General features: G+C 62.6%; 20 protein-coding genes and 1 pseudogene. 15 read left to right on the top strand and 6 right to left on the bottom strand.

Going from position 1 to position 21,772, the window contains the following annotated elements; all coding sequences use genetic code 11:
• Window positions 1-125 precede the first annotated feature (125 nt).
• The 4 genes from ABID59_RS28405 to ABID59_RS28390 all read left to right on the top strand — a co-directional run bounded on the left by ABID59_RS28405 (window position 126) and on the right by ABID59_RS28390 (window position 5,559).
• Window positions 126-1,952: an ABC transporter ATP-binding protein/permease gene (locus tag ABID59_RS28405; RefSeq protein WP_354085573.1), complete on the top strand. Its 1,827-nt coding sequence runs from the start codon at window positions 126-128 to the stop codon at window positions 1,950-1,952.
• A gap of 228 nt (window positions 1,953-2,180) precedes the next feature.
• Window positions 2,181-3,167 carry a Bug family tripartite tricarboxylate transporter substrate binding protein gene (locus ABID59_RS28400; RefSeq protein WP_354085572.1) on the top strand — a complete coding sequence of 329 codons (987 nt, stop codon included), beginning with the start codon at window positions 2,181-2,183 and terminating at the stop codon, window positions 3,165-3,167.
• 26 nt (window positions 3,168-3,193) lie between these two features.
• Window positions 3,194-4,387 carry an FAD binding domain-containing protein gene (locus ABID59_RS28395; protein WP_354085571.1) on the top strand — a complete coding sequence of 398 codons (1,194 nt, stop codon included), beginning with the start codon at window positions 3,194-3,196 and terminating at the stop codon, window positions 4,385-4,387.
• A gap of 62 nt (window positions 4,388-4,449) precedes the next feature.
• A complete protein-coding gene (locus ABID59_RS28390) occupies window positions 4,450-5,559 on the top strand; it encodes an alpha/beta fold hydrolase (RefSeq protein ID WP_354085570.1) in 1,110 nt (369 codons plus the stop codon).
• Window positions 5,560-5,662: 103 nt separating this feature from the next.
• Here the strand turns inward: ABID59_RS28390 and ABID59_RS28385 are convergent, their stop codons facing one another.
• The 4 genes from ABID59_RS28385 to ABID59_RS28370 all read right to left on the bottom strand — a co-directional run bounded on the left by ABID59_RS28385 (window position 5,663) and on the right by ABID59_RS28370 (window position 8,596).
• Window positions 5,663-5,932 carry a hypothetical protein gene (locus ABID59_RS28385; protein ID WP_354085569.1) on the bottom strand — a complete coding sequence of 90 codons (270 nt, stop codon included), beginning with the start codon at window positions 5,930-5,932 and terminating at the stop codon, window positions 5,663-5,665.
• A gap of 23 nt (window positions 5,933-5,955) precedes the next feature.
• Entirely contained in the window at window positions 5,956-6,402 is a 447-nt protein-coding gene (locus tag ABID59_RS28380) for a GNAT family N-acetyltransferase (RefSeq protein WP_354085568.1), read from the bottom strand.
• Complete coding sequence (locus ABID59_RS28375) at window positions 6,402-7,430, bottom strand: peptidoglycan -binding protein (protein WP_354085567.1); 1,029 nt, start codon at window positions 7,428-7,430, stop codon at window positions 6,402-6,404. Before ABID59_RS28375 ends, ABID59_RS28380 begins: the two co-directional genes overlap by 1 nt.
• Window positions 7,431-7,576: 146 nt before the next feature.
• Complete coding sequence (locus ABID59_RS28370) at window positions 7,577-8,596, bottom strand: flagellar motor protein MotA (RefSeq protein ID WP_354085566.1); 1,020 nt, start codon at window positions 8,594-8,596, stop codon at window positions 7,577-7,579.
• Window positions 8,597-8,917: 321 nt separating this feature from the next.
• Between ABID59_RS28370 and ABID59_RS28365 the strand changes: the two genes are divergently transcribed.
• From ABID59_RS28365 to ABID59_RS28340, 6 genes are all read left to right on the top strand, one after another.
• Window positions 8,918-9,946 (top strand): SAM-dependent methyltransferase, encoded by a 1,029-nt coding sequence (locus tag ABID59_RS28365; RefSeq protein ID WP_354085565.1) that lies wholly within the window; start codon window positions 8,918-8,920, stop codon window positions 9,944-9,946.
• 306 nt (window positions 9,947-10,252) lie between these two features.
• Window positions 10,253-10,477: a hypothetical protein gene (locus ABID59_RS28360; RefSeq protein WP_354032555.1), complete on the top strand. Its 225-nt coding sequence runs from the start codon at window positions 10,253-10,255 to the stop codon at window positions 10,475-10,477.
• Window positions 10,478-10,545: 68 nt separating this feature from the next.
• Entirely contained in the window at window positions 10,546-11,082 is a 537-nt protein-coding gene (locus tag ABID59_RS28355; protein ID WP_148756403.1) for a hypothetical protein, read from the top strand.
• 420 nt (window positions 11,083-11,502) lie between these two features.
• On the top strand, window positions 11,503-12,696 hold the full coding sequence (locus tag ABID59_RS28350; protein ID WP_354085564.1) for an efflux RND transporter periplasmic adaptor subunit: 1,194 nt from the start codon (window positions 11,503-11,505) through the stop codon (window positions 12,694-12,696).
• Window positions 12,697-12,702: 6 nt separating this feature from the next.
• The gene (locus ABID59_RS28345; protein ID WP_354085563.1) at window positions 12,703-15,855 is read left to right on the top strand and encodes a multidrug efflux RND transporter permease subunit; all 3,153 of its coding nucleotides are present in this window, start codon (window positions 12,703-12,705) and stop codon (window positions 15,853-15,855) included.
• 323 nt (window positions 15,856-16,178) lie between these two features.
• Window positions 16,179-17,306 (top strand): AAA family ATPase, encoded by a 1,128-nt coding sequence (locus ABID59_RS28340; RefSeq protein WP_354085562.1) that lies wholly within the window; start codon window positions 16,179-16,181, stop codon window positions 17,304-17,306.
• Window positions 17,307-17,428: 122 nt separating this feature from the next.
• Here the strand turns inward: ABID59_RS28340 and ABID59_RS28335 are convergent, their stop codons facing one another.
• A complete protein-coding gene (locus tag ABID59_RS28335) occupies window positions 17,429-17,830 on the bottom strand; it encodes a hypothetical protein (protein WP_148756407.1) in 402 nt (133 codons plus the stop codon).
• A 497-nt stretch (window positions 17,831-18,327) separates the two neighbouring features.
• On the opposite strand from ABID59_RS28335, the gene ABID59_RS28330 reads away from it, so the two are divergent.
• A complete protein-coding gene (locus ABID59_RS28330) occupies window positions 18,328-18,654 on the top strand; it encodes a hypothetical protein (protein WP_354085561.1) in 327 nt (108 codons plus the stop codon).
• A 41-nt stretch (window positions 18,655-18,695) separates the two neighbouring features.
• Window positions 18,696-19,181, top strand: coding sequence for a hypothetical protein (locus tag ABID59_RS28325; RefSeq protein WP_354085560.1), 486 nt, complete (start codon window positions 18,696-18,698; stop codon window positions 19,179-19,181).
• Here the strand turns inward: ABID59_RS28325 and ABID59_RS28320 are convergent.
• Window positions 19,178-20,083 carry a LysR family transcriptional regulator gene (locus ABID59_RS28320; protein ID WP_354085559.1) on the bottom strand — a complete coding sequence of 302 codons (906 nt, stop codon included), beginning with the start codon at window positions 20,081-20,083 and terminating at the stop codon, window positions 19,178-19,180. The genes ABID59_RS28325 and ABID59_RS28320 overlap by 4 nt on opposite strands.
• A 276-nt stretch (window positions 20,084-20,359) precedes the next feature.
• Here ABID59_RS28320 and ABID59_RS28315 point away from each other — a divergent pair, with 276 nt between their 5' ends.
• From ABID59_RS28315 to ABID59_RS28305, 3 genes and pseudogenes are all read left to right on the top strand, one after another.
• The gene (locus tag ABID59_RS28315) at window positions 20,360-20,824 is read left to right on the top strand and encodes a DUF3237 family protein (RefSeq protein ID WP_148756410.1); all 465 of its coding nucleotides are present in this window, start codon (window positions 20,360-20,362) and stop codon (window positions 20,822-20,824) included.
• Between the two features lie 67 nt (window positions 20,825-20,891).
• Window positions 20,892-21,548, top strand: a complete 657-nt coding sequence (locus tag ABID59_RS28310) for a VOC family protein (protein ID WP_148756411.1) — start codon at window positions 20,892-20,894, stop codon at window positions 21,546-21,548.
• Between the two features lie 10 nt (window positions 21,549-21,558).
• Window positions 21,559-21,684, top strand: a pseudogene (locus tag ABID59_RS28305) (IS5/IS1182 family transposase); the annotation flags it as partial.
• Window positions 21,685-21,772 lie beyond the last annotated feature (88 nt).

Genomic DNA, 21,772 nt, shown 5'->3' with positions numbered 1-21,772 from the left:
ACCCCCTCAAAACAAGCCATTGTGGGCACAGCAGAACCGGGCGGTCCCCTAAGGGACATCCCGGATTTGCCACGGCCGGTCCCCCGGCCTATCTGGAGCAGACTTATCTCTTTTGGTCGGATCTCATGAGCGCAGTAGAACGGCTTGAAACCGGGCCGGCAGAAGCCCCGTCGATCGAAGTCGAGCTGATCGAGCAGCCCGAGAAGGGCCGCGCCAGGCTGCGGCCGCTGATGGCGCTCGCGCCTTACGTGGCCCGCTATCGCGGCCGGGCGGCGCTCGCCTTTGTCGCGCTGACGGTCGCAGCCCTGACCACGCTGCTGGTGCCGGTCGCGGTGCGCCGGATGATCGATTTCGGCCTGACGCCGGAAGGCATCGCGCTGATCAACAGCTACTTCTCGGTGATGATCGCGGTGGTCGCCGTGCTCGCGCTCGCGAGCGCGGCCCGCTACTACCTCGTGATGACGATCGGCGAGCGCATCGTCGCCGATCTCAGGCGCGATGTGTTTGCGCATCTGCTCTCGCTGTCGCCGGCGTTCTTCGATTCGGCGCGCAGCGGCGAGCTGGTGTCGCGGCTCACTGCCGACACGACGCAAATCAAATCCGCGGTCGGCGCCTCCGTGTCGATCGCGCTGCGCAATCTGATGATGTTTTTTGGCGCGGCGGCGATGATGGTGATCACCAGCCCGCGTCTGTCCGGCTTCGTGCTGCTGGCGATTCCCCTGATCGTGCTGCCGCTGGTCGCCTTCGGGCGCTGGGTGCGGCGGCTGTCGCGCAACGCGCAGGATACGCTGGCCGATGCGTCCGCCTATGCGGGCGAGCTGATCGGTGCGATCCGCACCGTGCAAGCCTATACCAGCGAAGGCCTGGCTGCGAAGCGTTTCGGCGGCGAGGTCGAGCAGGCCTATGAGGCGGCGCGCACGTCCACGCAAGCCCGCGCGGTTCTCACCGCCATCGTCATCTTCATCGTGTTCGCAAGCGTGGTCGGGATCCTCTGGATAGGCTCGCATGACGTGCTCACAGGGGCAATCACGCCGGGCCGGCTCGGCCAGTTCGTGCTCTATGCGGCCTTCGCGGCCGCGGGCCTCGGCCAGCTCAGCGAGGTCTGGGGCGAGGTCTCGGCCGCATCCGGCGCTGCCGAACGCCTGTTCGAGATTTTGCACGTGCAGCCCGACATCAGGGCGCCGGCGTCGCCGCGCGCGCTGCCGGTGCCCGGGCGCGGCGAGGTCGGCTTCGATCGCGTCAGCTTCTCCTATCCGGCGCGACCCGATGTCAACGTGCTCGACGCGGTGTCGTTTGCGGTGCGGCCCGGCGAGAAGGTTGCGATCGTCGGTCCGTCCGGCGCCGGCAAGAGCACGATCTTCCATCTGCTGCTGCGCTTCTACGATCCGCGGGGCGGCGCGATCTCGCTCGACGGCGTGCCGGTGAAGGCTGCCGACCCGCGCGACTTCCGTTCACACATCGCTTTGGTCCCCCAGGAATCCAACGTGTTTGCCGCGAGCGCGCGCGAGAACATCCGCTTCGGCCGGCCCGATGCGACCGATGCCGAGGTCGAGCGCGCCGCCGAGCTCGCGCATGCCACCGAGTTCATCCGCCGCCTGCCCGAAGGTTTCGACACCCCGCTCGGCGAGCGCGGCGTGACGCTGTCCGGCGGCCAGCGCCAGCGCATCGCGATCGCGCGCGCCATCCTGCGCGACGCACCGCTTCTGTTGCTCGATGAAGCCACCTCCGCCCTCGACGCCGAAAGCGAGACGCTGGTGCAGACCGCGCTCGAGGAGCTGATGAAGCACCGCACCACCCTGGTGATCGCGCATCGCCTGGCCACCGTGCTGTCCTGCGATCGCATCCTGGTGATGGACCAGGGCAAGATCGTCGAGCAGGGCACCCATGCCGAGCTCGTCGCTGAGAACGGGCTCTATGCCAGGCTGGCAAGGTTGCAGTTCGAGGGGGCGTGAGGCGGGGCCTCATTCTCTCGTCATTGCGAGCGCAGCGAAGCAAGCCAGAATCTTTCCGCGGAGGGACTCTGGATTGCTTCGTCGCATCAGCGCAAAGTCCCGATTTTCAGGACGCCAAGGTTCGCACCTTGAAGATTTCCGGGACACCGGCCCCATGACAACTTTCGAATTTGACATGACTATCCCTCCATTGGTTGCGGCCTGAAGGCTGCTTGGAGGAGGCAATCAGTGAAATATCTCGCCCGTTCTTCAATTGCGATTTGCCTCATCGCAGCTGTTTGCACGACTGCCGCCACGGTCAGTGGGTTGGCCGCGGCCGAGGACTTTCCCCACCGCACGATCAAGATCGTCGTACCCGTGCCGCCGGGACCGTTGTTGGATGTCGTACCCCGGATTGTCGCCGAGAAGCTGTCAGCGAAATGGGGCGTTGCCGTCATCATCGAGAACCGACCCGGGGCGGCTCAGAACCTCGGTGCTGAGGCCGTGGCCAGATCGGATCCCGACGGGTACACGCTCTTGGCCTCGCCCCCGGGGCCGCTCGTTGTCAGCGGTCATCTTCGGAGCAAGTTGAACTTTGATCCGGACGCGTTCGTGCCGGTGAGCCTGCTGGTCAAACTTCCGACGGTGCTCGTCATCAATCCCAAGGTACCGGCCTCAAATTTCCAAGAGTTGCTTGCCTATGCCAAGACCAATCCCGGCAAACTCACGTTCGGATCGCCAGGAACGGGTAGCACGCCGCATCTCGCCACCGAGCAATTGATGAAGGCTGCCGGCATTCGCCTGGTCCATGTGCCTTATCAAGGCATGGCGCCGGCGATGAATGACCTGATCGGTGGTCATATCGACATGATGATCGACCTCTACGGCAACGTCGCAGGCAACATCAAGGAGGGCAAGCTCAGGCTTCTCGCTGTTACAACGCCAGCACGACTGCAACAGGAGCCTGCCGTTCCGAGCATTTCCGAGGCAGTGCCGGGATTTGCTCACGAGGAATGGTTTGCGATCGTCGCTCCACCAAAGACGCCGGATGCTATCGCCGCAAAGCTTTCCGCAGCGATCAGAGAAGTCCTGGCGCTTCCCGATGTTGCCGGACGCCTGGCCGATCTCGCAGCGGTTCCGGTCGGCAGCAATCCGGATGAATCCGCCGCCTTCATCAAGGCCGAAAGCGCCCGCTGGAGGGAGCTGATCGACACGACCGGTCTCAAGATCAACTGACACCGCGTCAGGCCAGAGCCCTTGAGATGAGCAAACCCCGCGCCCTGGTCATCGGTGGCTCCCTGAGCGGACTGCTCACGGCGAACCTCCTACGATCCATCGGGTGGCATGCCGATATTTTCGAACGCGCACGCGGAGATCTCGCCGGGCGCGGGGCCGGACTTGGTGCGCAAGCCGACTTGTTCATGGTCATGCGGCAGATTGGAATCCGTATCGACAGGTCGATGTGGACGGAGGTGCGCTCGCACGTCTGCCTCGCCCGGAGCGGTGAGTCGATTTGCCAACTGCCGGTGCGAGAAGTGACTACGGCATGGGACCGGGTCTACCAGTCTCTCAGGGAAACGTTCTCGACCGGACCCTACCATGGGGGAATGACGCTCATCCGCTGCGAACAGAGGGAACGCAGTGTTGTTGCCTTGTTCGAAAATGGGGCGCGGGTCGAAGCTGATCTGCTGATTGGGGCGGATGGTATTCGTTCAACGGTGCGCCGGCAGTACATGCCTGAAATCGTCCCGCGCTATGCCGGCTATGTCGCATGGCGAGGCATCGTCGCGGAAGACAGCATCTCGCCGCAATGGCGCGCCAGTACACTCCAGGACATGGTATTCTGCCTGCCGAACGGTGAACTCGCGTTTTCCATCCCGATCGCGGATCGTGATGCGGTTGGCGGCCGCAGATGCATGTTTGTCTGGTTTCGTCCGGCCGACTTCGATTCCACGCTGCGGGAGTGGTGCACCGATGCGACGGGGTATTGTCACGGAGATTCGATACCGCCGCCTCTCATTCGAAAAGAGGTCATCGCCGAACTCAAGCTGACCGCTCGCACATTGCTCGCTCCTCAGCTCGCCGAGTTGGTCGCCGGCAATCAACAGCCGATTCTTTCTGCAATCTTTGACCTCGAAACGACGTGCATGACGTTCGATCGTGTCGTACTCGTTGGCGACGCGGCTTTCGTCGCTCGACCGCATGTCGGCACCAGCGTCACCAAGGCTGCGCAGGACGCCTGGGCGCTTGCCGATGAGCTTGCCAAAGGTGACATTGGCGGCGCATTGCTCGCCTACGAGCGCCGCCGAAAGCATGCGGGCAGAGAACTTGTCGCGCGCGGCCGTCGCTTGGGCCAATATCTCGAACCCACAGGCGGGGGCACACGGCCTCCGATTGATACCCTTCTAAGGGAATACGGACCCGGCAGCATTGGCGCGTGGCCCTCGACGGTTTAGTCGTGGATATGGTAACTTGATGCCACAAATCGTGCTAGAGCCGCACACCCTCGTGGGTACCCGTGTTGCCTTCAACGCAGCAGATTCGCTTTTGCGCCAGCCGCGATGGCACACGCATCGCCTATGGAATATGCGGCAACGGACCTCCGCTGGTGTGGGTCGCGCATTTTGTCCACCACCTCAATTTCGATTGGGACAGCCCGGTTTGGCGGCCTTGGATATCGGCGCTGGCAGAGCGGCACACCCTGATACGCTACGATTTTCGCGGGACCGGCCTATCCGATCGTTCGGGTGTCGAGTTCACCTTCGAAAAGCTCGTTGAGGATTTTGAAGCCGTCGTCAACGCGTCTGGAGTCCGCAATTTCGCACTCCTGGCCATGTCCGGTGGCGCGCGGATCGTTCTCCCCTTTGCCGTGCAGAATCCTGATCGCGTCAGCCGGCTCGTGCTGTATGGCACATCGCCGGCGGGGCCATTGACGGCAAAGGCCCCGCCTGAGCGGGTCGAAAATATGCAGGTACAGCTCAAGGCGTTCGAGTTGGGTTGGCCGCAGGACATTCCCGGATTTGGGACCTTCCTGACATCTCTGCACATTCCAGACGCGACTGCGGAGCAGGCTCGCTCTTTCAATGAGCTGCTACGCTTGACAACCTCTGCCGCAAACGCGGTCGCGCTGCTGCGCACCCTCGTGGAGAGTGATATGCAGGACCTGCTGCCGAACCTGCGCTGTCCAACACTTGTCTTTCATTCCCGTCAGAGCGCGGTGTTGCCCTTTGATGATGGTCGCAGGGTCGCAGCGCTAGTTCCCGACGCGCGATTTGTGCCCCTCGAGAGCCGCAATCACATTCTGTTGGGCACCGAGCCGGCCTGGAAGCAGTTCGTGTACGAGCTCGACGAATTCCTTCCCTGTACCTCTCATGACGGCGCGACCGAGTCATTCGACGAATTGACAGCGCGGGAGCGCGATGTCGTCGAACTTCTTGCTCACGGTATGAGCAATGGCGACATCTCTGTCCGGCTGAAGATCTCGGCAAAGACTGTCCGCAATCATGTCTCGGCTGTCTTGGGGAAACTCGGAGCAAACAGCCGCGCCCAAGCGGTCGCCGTTGCCCGCGACGCAGGCTTCGGCCGAAGAATGATGGCGCGTACCGGAAGTAGACAGCGCTCTGATTAGCCCCAAGTGTGAACTGGCGTTAGGCGCCCGTGCGGGCCCGCTACCTTATCATCGGCTACTGTGCATGGGGTTGTTTTCGTCGTTTCGGTTGCGGCGGCCGCGCTCACGGGCACTTCGGCGAGCCCATCGGCACGTTCGGCCACGGCCAGTTCTTCCAGCTGCCGCCCTCGCCGATGCAGGCCGACCCGCCATCGGCCGGAGCCGGGCTGTCTGTTGGAGCGGGAGTGCTCGTCGGCGCCGGCTCACTCGCTGTCTCATTCGCCGTCTTGGGCGGCGGCGCGAGGCGCTGGTCGACATAGATCGTGGAGACATAGCCGGCGACGATGACGGCCAGAAACACCGAAGACCCCTTGGCCAGATCGCTCAGCCGCATCGATCCTCTCCATCTGCTTGCCGTCACGGCCGCCACGCCATCTTCAGCACCGGCCGTCCCGACGTCGGGTTCACATCCTCGCCGGCATGGGCAAAGCCGTTGCGCTCGTAGAAGCGGATGGCGCGGCTGTTGTCCTTGTTGACCAGCAGCGTGACGCCCGATGGTGACAGGCGCTTGGCCTCGTCAACCAGCAGCCGTGCCGCGTCCGAGCCCCAATGATCAGGATCGACCACGAGCTGGTCGAGATAGCCTTCACCATCGATGGTGACGAAGCCGGTCAGCGCGCCGTCCTGTTCGGTAACCACGATCGCGGCGTTCGGCACCAGCTCGCTGCGCCAGCGCTCGCGCCACCAGTCCACCCGCGCGGCAAAATCGATCTGCGGATAGGCCTGCTGCCAGGTGCGACGCCACAGCTCGATCGTCGCCGCTTCGTCGGCGGCCAGGTAGGGGCGGAGGTGGAGCGTGCTCACTACCGCTCCGTCAGCTTCAGCTCGATGCGGCGGTTGCGCTTGTAGGCGTCCTCGGTGTTGGCGCTGTCGAGCGGCTGGAATTCACCGAAGCCGGCGGCGACGAGGCGCTGGGCCGGCACGCCCAGCGAGATCAGGTACTGCACGACCGAGATCGAACGGGCGGCCGACAGGTCCCAGTTGGATTTGAAGTTCGGACCGCTCACCGGCCGCACGTCGGTGTGGCCATCGACGCGCAGCACCCAGGCGATCTCGGCCGGGATCTTCTTGTCGAGCTCGATCAGTGCGGCCGCCACGGTGTCGAGCTCAGCGCGGCCTTCGGGCAGCAGCGTTGCCTGTCCGGTGTCGAAGAACACTTCCGACTGGAACACGAAGCGGTCGCCGACCACGCGAATATCAGGACGGTTGCCGAGAATGGCGCGCAAGCGGCCGAAGAATTCCGAGCGGTAGCGCGACAATTCCTGCACGCGCTGAGCCAAGGCAACATTCAGACGAGACCCCAGATCGGCGATGCGGTTCTGCGATTCCTTGTCGCGCTTCTCGCTGGCGTCGAGCGCCTCCTCGAGTGCCGCCAATTGCCGGCGCAGCGCGCTGATCTGCTGGTTCAGCACCTCGATCTGCGCCAGCGCCCGCGCCGAGACCGCTTTCTCGGAGTCGAGCGCCTTGCCGAGCTCGGAGGTCTTGCCCTGCGCGTCGTTGCCGGCGGCGGCGAGCCCCTCATAGAGGCCCTTGATGCGGTCGCGCTCGCTCTCGGCCGAGGCGAGGCCCGCCTTCAGCTGCGAGACCTGGTCGTCGAGCGAGAGCTTGCCGAGCTTCTCCAGCGATAGCAGCTCGTTGAGCTGGGCGATCTTGGCGTTGAGCTGCTCCAGCGCCTTGTCCTTGCCGGTCACCTCCTGCGACAGGAAGAACTGCACGACCAGGAACACTGACAGCAGGAACACGATCGATAGCACCAGCGTCGACAGCGCATCGACGAATCCGGGCCAGTAGTTGAAGGCGCCATCGCTGCGGCGGCCGCGGGCTAGAGCCATTGTCGTCGGTCTCCCATTCCGTGTCCCGGACGCGGTGCAGCGTGCAACGCTGCTCCGCAGAGCCGGGACCCATTCCTGGTTTTTTCTGGGCCCCGGCTCAGCGACGCATCACTTCGTGCTGCGTCGCGTCCGGGGCACGCGAGCGTCTAACTCTTCTCGGGCTGGCGCGCGATGCGCTCCAGCAGGCGACGGATCTCGCGGTTCTGCTCGCCCTGGCCGTCGGCCCATTCGCGAATCATCTGCTGCTCGGTGCGCATATGCGACACCAGCGCCTGGATCGCTTCGGCGAGGCTCGCCATCGACGCGGTGGTGCTGCGGCTGGCGGTGCCTTCCTCGAGCACGGAGCGCAGCCGCTCGACGGCCGCCTGGAGCTCGCCGCTGGCAACCCCGCCGCCGCTCGATGCGACGGCCACCTCGCCGCTGCCATATTCGCGCACGGTGGTGGCGAGCCAGTCCTCGAGGTCGGTGTAGAAGCGGTTCTGCGCCTGGCTCGATTGCAGGTCGAGGAAGCCGAGGATCAGCGAGCCGGCGAGGCCGAACAGGGAGCTCGAGAACGAGATGCCCATGCCGCCGAGCGGGGCGGCCAGGCCCTCCTTCAGCGTGTCGAACAGTGCGCCGGCATCGCCGCCGACCTTGAGGCCGTCGATCACCTTGCCGACCGACCCGACCGTCTCGATCAGGCCCCAGAAGGTGCCGAGCAGGCCGAGGAAGACGAGCAGGCCGGTCATGTAGCGGGAGATGTCGCGGGCCTCGTCCAGGCGGGTCGCGATCGAATCGAGCAGATGCCGCATGGTGGTCTGGGTGATCGACATCCGCCCGGTGCGCTCGCCGCCCAGGATCATCGCCATCGGTGCCAGCAGTTTGGGGTGCCGGGCCGGCGCCAGGCCGGGATCGGCGATGCGGAAATTGTTGACCCAGGACACCTCGGGGTAGAGCCGGATCACCTGGCGGAAGGCCAGCACGATGCCGATGAACAGCACTGCCCCGATCAGGGCGTTCAGCCCGGGATTGGCGAAGAAGGCCTGGACGATCTGCTTGTAGAGCACCACGCCCACCAGGGTGCAGAGCACCAGGAAGACCAGCATCCGCACCAGGAAGACGCTGGGCGAGGAGAGCTTGGTGTACTCGATGTCGAGGGAGGAGCGGGGCGAGGCGCCTGACGGCATGGCCGGTATCATCCGTTACGAAAGCTTGCTTGCATCCGCACTATGGCACAGCGCTCGCCCAAAAAAAGCGCCGGATGTGCGGATTTCGGGAGGGATCGGGGAACCCAAGGCTGAAACCCGGCTTTGATACACGTATTTTGCAAAACTTCGGTATTCCACAGACTTAGGTCGGATTCTTGGCATGGCGACGTTTCCTAGGGGACTGACGGCCATCGCACTCTCGGCGGTCTATCCGTGGGCCTGGGCCCGTCTGCTTGCGCCTGCCCATCAATCCCGAACCAGCATGTTCTTTCCCCTGCCACCCAGAGAGGGAATGGCCGCATGAGCGTCGTCTCCGCGATCATCGGGACTGCCGAACGCGTGCCGCTGCCGGACCTCGTGGTCCGCGCCGCGATCCAGCGGCTGTGCTCGCGCACCGCAACGCGCCTCGCCGCGCACACCGCAGCCGACGATGCCGCTTTCGCCGGACGCATGATGATAAGGCCGATCGCCGAGCACACCAAGACGGCCAACAGCCAGCATTACGAAGTGCCGCAAAGCTTCTTCGCGCAGGTGCTGGGCCCGAACCGCAAATACTCCTCCTGCTTCTACAAGACCGATGCGACCACCTTGCGGGAGGCTGAGGAGGAAGCGCTGCGCCAGGCCGTCGAGCATGCGGGGATCGCCGACGGGCAGACTGTCCTCGAGCTCGGCTGCGGCTGGGGTTCGCTGTCGCTGTGGATCGCTCGGCAATTTCCGCATGCGAAGGTGACCGCGGTGTCGAACTCGCAGTCGCAGCGCGCCTATATCGAGGAGATGGCGCAGAGCCGCGGCCTGTGCAATTTGCGCGTCGTCACCGCCGACATGAACGTGTTCGCGCCGGAGGGCCAGTTCGATCGCATCGTCTCGGTCGAGATGTTCGAGCATATGATGAACTGGCGCAAGCTGATGACCCGGGTGCTCGCGTGGCTTGCGCCGGAGGGGCGCTTCTTCATGCACATCTTCACCCATCGCGCCGGCTCCTACGCGTTCGACCGCGCCAATCGCGAGGACTGGATCGCGCAGCATTTCTTCACCGGCGGCGTGATGCCGAGCCATCAACTCGTCAGGCAGTATGACGATATCTTCGCCATCGAGAAGGAATGGCGCTGGAGCGGCACGCATTATCAGCGCACCGCAATTGACTGGCTCGCCAATTTCGATGCACGTCGCGACGCGATCGAAGTTTCATTGCGGAACGTTTATGGCGGGGACACCGCGTTGTGGATGCGGCGCTGGCGCTGGTTCTTCCTCGCCACCGCCGGTCTGTTCGGCTACGCCGACGGAACCGAATGGGGCGTCAGCCACTATCGCATGAGAGCCGCAGATTAGGGCGCCTACGGATCAATCGTGCGACGGGACGAAGCAGCGGTCCCTGCTTGCAAACAATTCCGGCGGTGATCGGAAACGTCGAGCTCCTCGGCGGTTATCGGCGTAAGACCCTGAGGAGGAAACACCATGCGACATCTCGCACTCGCGGCAATTGCTCTGGTGGCCGGCTTCACGGCACCGGCGATGGCGCAGCAGGCCTCGCCATCGCACAATCTCCAGAATGAGGCCGACAAAGGCATCAAGACTCAGAACTCCGGTGCATCGGGTTACGTCTCGGAACAGGAGAAGCCCGGGTCCGCGGCTCAAATCCCGGGTAGCCCTCCTCGCGCCGAGTCCGGCAGCGCGGCAACCGCGCCGAGTGCGCAGAACTCAGGCGCAGGAATTGCGGGTGCTCCCGGCAACAAGAACGGGCCGCCGGCTGGTACTGGCACGGTTGGCTCGGCGTCTCAAAATCAATCGGTGCAGGAGCAGGATCCGGCGAACGTCAAGGGATTGCCGGGCAACAAGAGCGGTCCGCCAGCCAAGCGATAAGGTCGCTACCGTTCTGCAGGCCCCGCGACGGCATCATCGCCAGCGCGGGGTCGCGCGGCGGTCACGTAATGGATGATGCTGTTTTTGGAGGGCAGGTGATGTTGCGGCCAATCGCCGAATATCCGGACGCCCCAAACGTCCAGCACTACGAAATGCCCGCGGCTTTCTTCGAGCAGCTTTCTTCACCGGCGGGCGCCGTAGTCCAAAGCCTACCTAAGAAAGCCTACCTAAGTATGGTCACTTCATACCTGCGCGCGATGGCAGCGACCAAGTGTTGGTGGTACCGATACATCCAGAGTGAGAAAAGCAACGGAACCGGCCCTCCGAGCCGGCAGTTGCGGGACAAGGCCGGCGGCGTAGCGCCCACCGGCCTTTCTTCCGATCCAGCGGCGCTTTTCCGCTCAACTGATGCTTACTGTCACAGGTGGTGCAGCGAGTACGCCATGAGAAACATCGCCGGAAACATCGCCGATCTCCTCATGCGGCTCTGGCAGGGAAGCCAGCCCGCGTCCAATACTCAGGTTGCGGCCATGGCTGACAACCGAGATCGATCCAGCATGGCTGATTTTGTTCGGATCCTGCAGGCCTGCGATCAAGCCCAGTAGTTCGTAGGTAGAGCGACTTGTCCGCCGTAGCTCGAAGGCGGAAGCGAACCCCATCAAACTCCGTCCGCGCAGTGACATCGAGCTGACAACCACGAGCAGACGCTGCGTCTGCCCGTCAGGGCGATGGGTTTTGCAAGAGTTCAACCCATCTACGAAGCTGACGGAATTCATTGTAGCCCCAGTCCCTTGCGATGTTCTGTCGCAGCGCGCGACGACGGAACCCGACTCACAATCCGGTGAGTCCCAAAAATAAGCCTGAAGTCAGCGCGATAGCTCATGTGACATTGAGCCGCCCGCCGCATGCGTTGCGCCGCAGCAAGTCCATTCTATCTTGATCGCATCAGGCGCGCAGAAATTGCCCGGGACGGGCGCTGCGCGAGAAGCGTGATCAGTTTCAACAATTTTGGGGCACCCCACTTCATGTCAGGACTTCGAGCGCGATCGGCATGCGTTGCAATGATGCTCGCGGCCTTTGCGCCGCTGCTAGGCGCTTGCGACGAATCCTCTTCCGCCGTCTCCGCTGCCCAACCCATCGAACCCGATGTCAGCGTCGTCGTCGTCAAGCAGCAGGCCCGCGCCGTGGTGCGCGAGCTGCCCGGCCGCATTTCGCCGACGCGCGTCTCCGAGGTGCGACCGCGCGTGTCCGGCATCGTGGTCGAGCGCCTGTTCCGCCAGGGCAGCGAAGTGAAGGCGGGCGATGCGCTGTACCGCATCGATCCGCGCCCATTCGAGGTCGAGGTGATGGCCAACGACGCGGCGGTCGCCAAGGCCGAGGCCGCGTTGATGCAGGCGCAGCAGCAGGCGCGCCGCATCGCGACGCTCACCAGCCAGCGCGCCGCGCCGGAAGCCGAGAACGAGAAGGCCATCGCCGCCGAGCGCCAGGCCCAGGCCGAGGTCGAGGGCCGCAAGGCCGATCTGGCGCGGGCAAAACTCAATCTCGATTATGCCACCGTGCGCGCGCCGATCGACGGTGTGGTCGGCGCTGCCCTCGTCAGCGAGGGTGCCCTTGTCGTGCAGAACGAGACCAATCTCGCCACCGTGCAGCAGCTCGACCCGATCTATGCCGACTTCACCCAGTCGGTGACCGAGCTCAACCAGCTGCGTCGCGCTTTCGAGAGCGGCGATCTCGATCGCATCGAGGCCGATGCCGTCAAGGTGCGCCTCGTGCTCGACGACAACACCATCTATGCGCTCGACGGCAAGCTTCTGTTCTCGGACGCCAAGGTCGATGCCCATACCGGCCAGGTGACGCTGCGTGGCGAGTTCCGCAATCCCAGGCGCGAGCTGCTGCCGGGCATGTATGTCCGCGTCCGCCTCGATCAGGGGCTGGATTCCGATGCGATCGCGGTGCCGCAGCAGGCGGTCCAGCGCAATGGCGGCGGCGGCAGCGAGGTGTTCGTCGTCAAGGACGACAACCGCATCGCCGTGCAGCAGATCCGCACCGGCTCGGTGCAGGACGGAATCTGGTTCGTCACCGAGGGCCTCAAGGCCGGCGACAAGGTGGTGGTCGAAGGCTTCCAAAAGTTTGCGGCCGGCGACAAGGTCAATCCACAATCCTGGTCCGAGGCCGAGGCGAGCGCGGACAACCGGCACGCCCTCAAGGTCACGCGGTAACGCGCCATGGCGAGCTTCTTCATCGACAGGCCGGTCTTCGCCTGGGTCGTCGCGCTGTTCATCTGCCTGATCGGCGCGATCTCGGTCCCGCTGCTGCCGATCGCGCAATACCCGATCATCGCGCCGCCCTCGATCTCGGTCTCGACCAGCTATCCCGGTGCGTCGCCCGAAAACCTCTACAACAGCGTCACCCGGCTGATCGAGGAGGAGCTCAACGGCGCCTCCGGCATTCTTAATTTCGAATCGACCAGCGATTCGCTCGGTCAGGTCGAGATCATCGCCAATTTCCAGCCGGGCACCGATACCAGCGCTGCGTCCGTCGAGGTGCAGAACCGCATCAAGCGCATCGAGGCACGGCTGCCGCGCGCGGTCATGCAGCAGGGCATCTTGATCGAGGAAGCATCCAGCGCGGTGCTTCAGATCATCACGCTCAATTCGACCGACGGCAGCCTCGACGAGGTTGGCCTCGGCGACTTCATGATCCGCAACGTGCTCGGTGAAATCCGCCGCATTCCCGGCGTCGGCCGCGCCACGCTCTATTCGACCGAGCGCAGCCTTCGCGTCTGGGTCGATCCGGCAAAGCTGGTCGGCTATGGGCTGACCGCCGATGACGTCAACAAGGCGATATCGGCGCAGAACGCGCAGGTCGCCTCGGGCAGCATCGGCGCGGAGCCGTCGACCGACAGCCAGCGCACCTCTGCGCTGGTGCTGGTCAAGGGCCAGTTGTCGTCGCCGGACGAGTTCGGCGCCATCATCCTGCGTGCCAATGCCGACGGCTCGACCGTGCGGCTGCGCGATGTCGCGCGGGTCGAGGTCGGCGGCCTCAGCTACCAGTTCAACACCCGCCTGAACGGCAAGCCGACGGCCGGTCTCTCCGTGCTGATGTCGCCGACCGGAAATGCGCTGGCGACCGCAAGCGCGGTCGAGGAGAAGATGAAGGAGCTGTCGCGCTTCTTCCCGGCCAACATCTCCTATGAGATCCCCTACAATATCACGCCCGTGGTCGAGGCCTCGATCAAGAAGGTGCTGACGACGCTGGTCGAAGCCGTGGTGCTGGTGTTCGTGGTGATGTTCCTGTTCCTGCAGAACATCCGCTACACCATCATTCCGACCATCGTGGTGCCGGTGGCGCTGCTGGGTGCCTGTACCACGCTGCTGCTCGCCGGCTACTCCATCAACATGCTCTCGATGTTCGGCATGGTGCTCGCGGTCGGCATCCTCGTCGACGACGCCATCGTCGTGGTCGAGAATGTCGAGCGCATCATGACCGAGGAGGGCCTGCCGCCGAAGGAAGCGACGCGGAAAGCGATGTCGCAGATATCTGGCGCCATCATCGGCATCACCTTGGTGCTGATGGCCGTGTTCGTGCCGATGGCGTTCTTCCCGGGCTCGGTCGGCATCATCTACCGCCAGTTCTCGGTGACCATGGTCGCGGCGATCGGCTTCTCCGCCTTCCTTGCGCTGTCGCTGACGCCGGCGCTGTGCGCGACGCTGCTCAAGCCCGTCGCGGCCGGTCACGGCCATGCGAAGAAGGGCGTGTTCGGCTGGTTCAATCGCATGCTCGAAGGCGGCAAGGAGGGCTATTCCCGCACCGTCGTCTTCTCGCTGAAGCGCACCGGCCGCTTGATGCTGGTTTATGTCGCGCTGCTCGCCGGCCTGTCCTGGGCCTTCGTCAATCTGCCGGGCGGCTTCCTGCCCGTCGACGACCAGGGTTTTGTGACTACGGACGTGCAGACGCCGTCGGATTCGTCCTACGGCCGAACCGAGGCCGTGATCGAGAAGGTCGAGAAATATCTCGCCGAGCGACCAGGCGTGAAAGACGTCACCTTCCTCACCGGCTTCAGCTTCTCCGGCCAGGGCATGAACACCGCGCAGGCCTTCATCACGCTGAAGGACTGGTCCGAGCGTGGACCGACGGAGTCCGCTGCCGCGATCGTCAACGACACCAACCGCGATCTGTCGTCGTCGATCCGCGACGCCAAGATCTCGGCGCTGCAGCCGCCGCCGATCGACAATCTTGGCAACTCGTCCGGCTTCTCGTTCCGTCTCCAGGATCGCGGCCAGAAGGGCTATCCGGCCCTGATGCGCGCCGCCGACCAGTTGATCGCGGACGCCAATGCGAGCCCGGTGCTGCAAAAGGTCTATGTCGAGGGCCTGCCCGAGGCCGGCGTCGTCAATCTCGTGATCGACCGCGAGAAGGCGGGCGCCTTCGGCGTCACCTTCGAGGATATCAACAACACCATCTCGACCAACCTCGGCTCGAACTACATCAACGACTTCCCGAACCGCGGCCGCATGCAGCGCGTCGTGGTGCAGGCCGACAGCCGCGACCGCATGAGGACCGAGGACATCCTCAACTACAACGTCAAGAACTCCCACGGCCAGCTTGTGCCGTTCTCGTCCTTCGCGACGGTCGAATGGTCGCGCGGTCCGACCCAGATCGCCGGCTTCAACTACTATCCCGCCGTGCGCATCTCGGGCGAGGCGAAACCCGGCTTCACCTCGGGCGACGCGATCGCCGAGATGGAGCGGCTCGCCGGAAAACTGCCGCGTGGCTTCGGCTATGAATGGACCGGACAGTCGCTTCAAGAAAAGCTGTCGGGCTCGCAGGCGCCGTTCCTGCTCGCGCTCTCCGTGTTCGTGGTGTTCCTGTGTCTGGCCGCACTCTACGAGAGCTGGACCATCCCGCTCGCGGTGCTGCTCACCGTGCCGCTCGGCATCGTCGGTGCCGTGGTTGCGGCCATGCTGCGCGGTCTACCCAACGACGTCTATTTCACCGTCGGCCTCATCACCATCATCGGGCTCGCGGCCAAGGACGCGATCCTCATCATCGAGTTCGCCAAGGACCTGCGGAAGGAAGGCAAGCCGCTGGTGGAGGCCACCATCGAGGCCTGCCGTCTCCGTTTTCGCCCGATCCTGATGACCGGTCTCGCCTTTATCTGCGGCGTGCTGCCGATGGCGATCGCTCACGGCGCCGGCGGCGCCAGCCAGCAATCGCTCGGCACCGTGGTGATGGGCGGCATGATCGCGGTGGTGATCCTGGCGCTGCTGATGGTGCCGGTGTTCTTCGTCTCAGTGCAGCGCGTGCTGGGCGGGGATCGGCAGAAGGCAGAGAAGGAAAGCGAGGCGTATGGGCCGCCAGCGCCGGTGAAGCCATAGGGCACACTGTCATGCCCGCCTAGTGCGCACTTGCGCACGGGGGCGGGCATCCAGTACGCCGCGGCCTTTCCGCATCCAACAGACGCCTGTGGAATACTGGATCATCCGCCTTCGCGGATGATGACAGTCGAGTGTGGAGCAGCCGTCTCCGGCCCAGACTGCTCAGCACATTCTCCCGCGCCGGCGAGGGCAGGCCACTGAACGCGGGATCGGGCGGCTTGCTTTCTCGGGGTGGTCAATCCAGACTACATCCCTGAATTGAAATAGCATGTATTCGCACCGCAGCGCGAATGCACAGCCAACCCGCCGATTGAGAGCGTGTGATGCGTCCGACCGACGTTGCGATTTCCAACTATCGCTCCATTCGGCAGCTCTCGATACCCATCCACCCCTTGTCCGTGTTTGTGGGTGAGAATGGTGTCGGCAAATCCAATCTCTACAAGTCCTTGTCGCTGTTGCGCGACGCGGCGGCAGGTCGAATCACGCGCACGATCGCCGAGGAGGGTGGATTAAATTCCATCTGTTGGTCCGGCCTTCGCAAGCGAGGAGAAGATGGCCGACTGCGTTTGTCGGCCAAATTCGATCGTCTCAGATATTCTATTGAACTCGGATTTCCCGGCCCGGTTGAGGCGGCATTTTCCGGCGAGCCGATGATCAAGGCTGAAAGTATCGAGACGACACAGGGCAAACGTAAGGTTCAGCTGATGGCACGAACGAATTCGCTCGTCAGCGTCCGCGGCGAGAGCGGTGCCTGGGTCAGCCACAAGGATGCGGTGCTGCCGTCAGAGATGGCGCTTGCGGGTTTTTCCGATGGCAAGGAATGCCCCGAAATCGACCTGATCAGAAACGCGATGCTGGGCTGGCGATTCTATCATGATTTTCGTACCGATCCGGCGTCGCCGATACGAAAGCCGTGTCTGGCGATCACAACGCCCTCGCTCAGTGCCGATGGAACCGATTTGGCTGCCGCCCTGGCGACGCTTTATTCCATTCGGGAAGATGCCACCGACTTGCAGGACGCGATCCAGGATGCATTCCCGGGCGCTGAGCTCCGCGCATGGGAAGAAAATGGTTGGTGTGAATTTGATTTGCAGCTGGCGGATATGCCGCGGCCGTTTAGGGCTCATGAACTGTCCGATGGGACGCTGAAATACATCTGCCTGCTCGCAGTGTTCATGGGCTATCGGCTGCCGCCCTTCATCGCGCTGAACGAACCGGAGACCAGCCTGCATCCGTCGCTGCTGGCGCCATTGGCGCGGCTGGTCGCCAAGGCGTCACGCCGCGCCGACGTCTGGATCGTCACCCATTCGGAACAACTGATGGAGGCATTGCGAAGCGAGAGTTCAGTCCCGCCTCGCCGGGTGATCAAGCCGAAAGGCGCCACGACGATCGAGGGCCTGACCATCGGCGGTGAGTACCGCGACGAGGAATCCGACGAAGACGACTCTTAGTCGTTGCAGGTCGTGCCGTCGTGCGACGGCTACTTCCGCAAAATCTTCACCAGTTCCCCGTGCGAATGGCCTCCCAATCGAACGACATCGCCGCGGAACGATATCGCCGATCCACCGCTGTTCTAATCTGAATATTCCCAGAAATCGTCCGGAATAGAGCTTCCCATGGCAGCCCGCATGGCATCCCGAAAAAGCCTCGCTGCGGGCATTGGACGAAAAGCTAGTGTGCGATCGACGATGAATCCCTCGTCGTTTTCTTCGATAAGATCGAAGCTTTCCAGCTCGTGGCCCTGAATTTTTCCCTTCCATCTCAGTAGGGTTCTTCGGTCGTCTAGCTTCCATTCACCCGTATAGGCACCCTCCCGTAGCGTGGTCGACGTCGCGAAAATCTTCGCAACTACCGCACGACCTTCTGCAGTTCGTATCAACACGGGACTGTGAAAAACAACATTTGGAGCGAGAAGCTTTTCGTAGTCAGCAACAGTGGCGTGGCCCGACTCACGCAGTTTGCGAATTGCATGCATGGTGGACGGCTCCTTGGATGGCTGCAACCCTATGCCTGCTTCTTGGTGACATTTGGCGAGTATAGCGGCAACGCCGCCCGCTTGAAAGCGATTGCGAACGGCGCCGTTTCGGCCCCGCACCCTGACGAAATCGCTCGAAGCCTTCCGCGTTTCGGAAGGAGACTTCTCAGTTTTCCCGTCTGTTGCACCGACAGTTTTCGCTCCACTTTCACCCAACGGCGCCGCCCGAGCGCGACAGCTTACAGATGGAGGCGAATATGGGTGAGGTTATCCGGTTTGTTCCAAAGGCCGAACCCAAAGGCCGAACGCGAACGGCTCCGCCTGATTCAAGAAGCCCGGGCGATCTATGACAGCGTTTTCCCGTCTGATGTCATCGGTGGGCGAAGCGACGGGGCATCAACCGTAGATGCTCGTCGTGGCGATACCCGCCCCTAAGACACAGCACCAAAGCGCACACCACCATCTATCCACTTCGAACGAATCCAAAGGAGGTCACCATGTCGATCCGAAGCGCTCTTTTCACGATTGCATTCCTCACAGCTACCCTTGGTACAGCCCATGCCGAAAGCCTGCGTCCGATCCAAGCCAAGAGCATTGATCTCGGCGACGTATCGGGCGTCACTTACTACACGATCGAGGGCGACGGTTTTCATGTCGTCACAACCCTGGCCCAAGGCGAGGCGGGAACGCCAATCCGTGTTGTGTCAGTTCTTGCACCTGGCCAGCACGTGGTCCTGTCGACGACAAGCCGGAAGACCGGGCTTGAAATCAGCCGGCAAGGCGATCGCGTAATTGTCCGCAACGCGAGCTCCGCCGTCGACTGAAGTTTGATTGGTCCGCGTATTCTGAAGATTGGGAGCTGAGCATGTCTACGATCCATATCCACCGAACGACCACGTCAACACCTGAACAGTACATTGCTGGGCTCACCGACTTCGGGCCGGGCCGTTCGGAGCTTTTTGGTAACAGCGCGGACGAGTACCTGGAGGTGCATCACAAGGGTATTTCGGAGGCCGACGTTACGGAGGGGTCAGGTGGCATCTGGGAACGCTTGCACTACGATTGGTCTCATCCCAATCGGGTAATCCTCTCGACGACAGATTCCAATGTTTGGGGAGGCGCGTCAGGTCACACCTACAGCTTCACTCGGCGTCCTGACGGCATGACCGAAATCGACGTGACCGTCGTTCGCGATGGAAAGAATTTCAAAGGCTGGGTGCTAGGTGCCATACTAGGCACGGTTGGCAGGCATGTTTTAGAAAGCGCGTTTGACCGCTCGATCGAGGCGATCGAGGCTCGAAACAGTCTTTCGAGATCTCGCGAAACGGTTGAGCAGGGTCGTGCGGCCTAACTATTAAACTCTGCCAGAACTCGTTTTAGCCGCGGGGCTGCGAAATCGAGGAAAGCTCGCACTTTGATCGGAAGAAATTTATCGGCCGTATAGACGAAGTTGACCGGCATCGTGGGCGGACGAAACTCATCCAGTAGAGTTGTTAACGATCCGCACTTTAGTCCGGAATGGAAATGATACGAGAGAGCGATCGTAATTCCCACGCCCGCGCACGCCGCTTCACACGCGGCCTCGGCGTTGCTGACAACGAGCCGTGGACGCATAGGTATCGCAACCGTCGTCTTGCCTACCGCAAATGTCCAAACATCGGGCGCCATGATGGCCGGATAGCTTATGCAGTCATGACCGGCCAGATCTTCCGGCTTGCGGGGCGTTCCGCGCGTCGCCAGATAGGTGGGATTGGCGCAAACTACGCTTCGCGTTGTTCCCACAGGCACCGCTATCAGACTGCTATCCGGTAACGCGCCAATGCGCAGGCCGATGTCGACCTGCTCTTGAAACAGGCTCTGCACACGATCTGTAAGAATCAAGTTCGTCCTGATGTCAGGAAAGGTCTTGAGGAAGTCGGCAAGGATCGGGATGAGGTGAGTGCGCCCAAGACTCTCCGGAGCCGTAACCGTCAATTCGCCGGTTGGCGCGGTAAACTCTCCAGAGGCCATGCGCTCGGATTCCGCAACATCCGCAAGAATGCGCTTGCACGCAAGCAGATAGGAGCTGCCAGCGTCGGTGAGGACGAGTTGGCGACTTGACCGGTTGAACAGCTTGACCCGCAGATGAGATTCAAGTTCGGAGATCTTGCGGCTAACTGTTGTAAGGGGCGTCTTCATCTGACGCGCCGCAGCCGACAGGCTGCCAGCCTCGACGACCGCAAGAAAGGTTGACATGGCGTCCAGGCGATCCATCGCATCCTCTTCCAAAATTCGGAAGGATAGGTTCCGATTGTGCCACGTAACCGCGGATTTCGGAAGTCGTCGCTAAAGAACACAAGTAATAAGCCCTTGGGCTTGCGGGGCTTCTTCGCTCGAGGGCAAGAGCCCGGGGACGTCGAACCTATAGACCCTCCGTGGTTTGGTAGGGCTCCTTCCGCATCCGTCAGTTGGCAATGTCGAGTGTCGCCTCCACTTTTCGCAGTGAGAGCGAAGTGCCACCATCCGGCACAACGACCACCAAAGGAGAGAATGATGGCCGAGGTTCAGAAAATGCGAGGCGAAAAGATTTACGAGTGCGACTTCAATATCACCGGAGTGACCGACTACGGCGTGACGCTGGATGCACTCCTAAGCGGCAAAGAAAGGGTGCCCCTGCAGGGAGCACGAATTGATGTGGCTTTCGAGGGAGACATCAAAGGTCGGATCACGGGCAAAGTACGTAGTGGCGTCGAATACCTCCAGCTGCGTGCCGATGGACGCACTGATCTCGACGGCAGAGCCACAATTGAAACTGAAGACGGCCATCGCATCGCCATGCGTATTGAGGGCGTTGCGACGCCGCGAGCGAATGAACCGATGATGGACCTCGTTGCCAACGTGCGTCTTACCACCGCAGCTCCGAAGTATGATTGGGTCAACACGAGGCAGATTTGGGGGCTCGCCACTGTAAATTTGGCGACGGCGAAGATACACGTCGAATCGTTCTTGCAGTGACGAACGCAAACCGGCCGGCGGGGCAGAACGCTATGAGAGAATACTTCGCACCATAGAGGAGTTAGGCATGAGCACAATCCAGGAGCAGAGGGGAGCCGCGTCCAGGCATCCGGATGCAAAGAAGGTGAACTTCAAGCTTGAGGCCGTCGTCATACCCGTATCGGATGTCGATCGTTCAAAGTCTTTCTACGGCAGCCTTGGCTGGCGGCTCGACGCAGATTTCGCCGTCGGCGACGCGTTTCGCGTGGTGCAGTTCACGCCTCCCGGTTCACCAGCCTCGGTCCATTTCGGCAAGGGGCTAACGTCCGCAACACCCGGCGCAGCACAGAATATCTACCTGATCGTATCCGACATCGAAGCAGCCCACGCCGAACTCATCGCGCGTGGCGCCCAGGTGAGCGATGTATTCCACCGCGCCGGACCGGGGCAGCCGCCTCTGAGCGGACGCGATCCGGCGGGGCGCAGTTATGTCTCGTTCGCCTCTTTGAGCGACCCCGACGGAAACACCTGGCTCCTGCAGGAGATCACCGCGCGATTGCCCGGGCGCGTGGACTCCGACGACACGGCGTTCTCCTCGCCGGCTGAGCTTGCCGCAGCACTTCGTCGCGCCGCCGCCGCGCATGGCGAGCACGAGAAGCGGACCGGCACGCATGATGAAAATTGGCCGGATTGGTATGCCGAATACGTGGTGGCCGAGCAATCCGGCCGTGAGCCGCCGAAATAAGCCAAGATCCAACCGGATCAGGCAACGTCGTCGGATCGCTACACGCTACGATAAGCTTGCCGCCAACTATCTTGCCTTCGTCCAGATCGCATCCATCCGGCTATGGCTCGCTGCCCGTAGCGAGTCCACGCCCTAGAGCGTTAGCCCATCTGACTGAATCGTTGGGGATTCACAAATCAGCGTTTTGGTGATTCAAGCTACCCGCCGGGACGGGAGGCCGGCGG

Source organism: Bradyrhizobium sp. S3.3.6 (assembly GCF_040546905.1).
GTDB classification, from domain to species: domain Bacteria; phylum Pseudomonadota; class Alphaproteobacteria; order Rhizobiales; family Xanthobacteraceae; genus Bradyrhizobium; species Bradyrhizobium cytisi.
The sequence above is the reverse complement of the archived record's forward strand: the minus strand, read 5'-3'. Positions and strand labels throughout refer to the sequence as shown.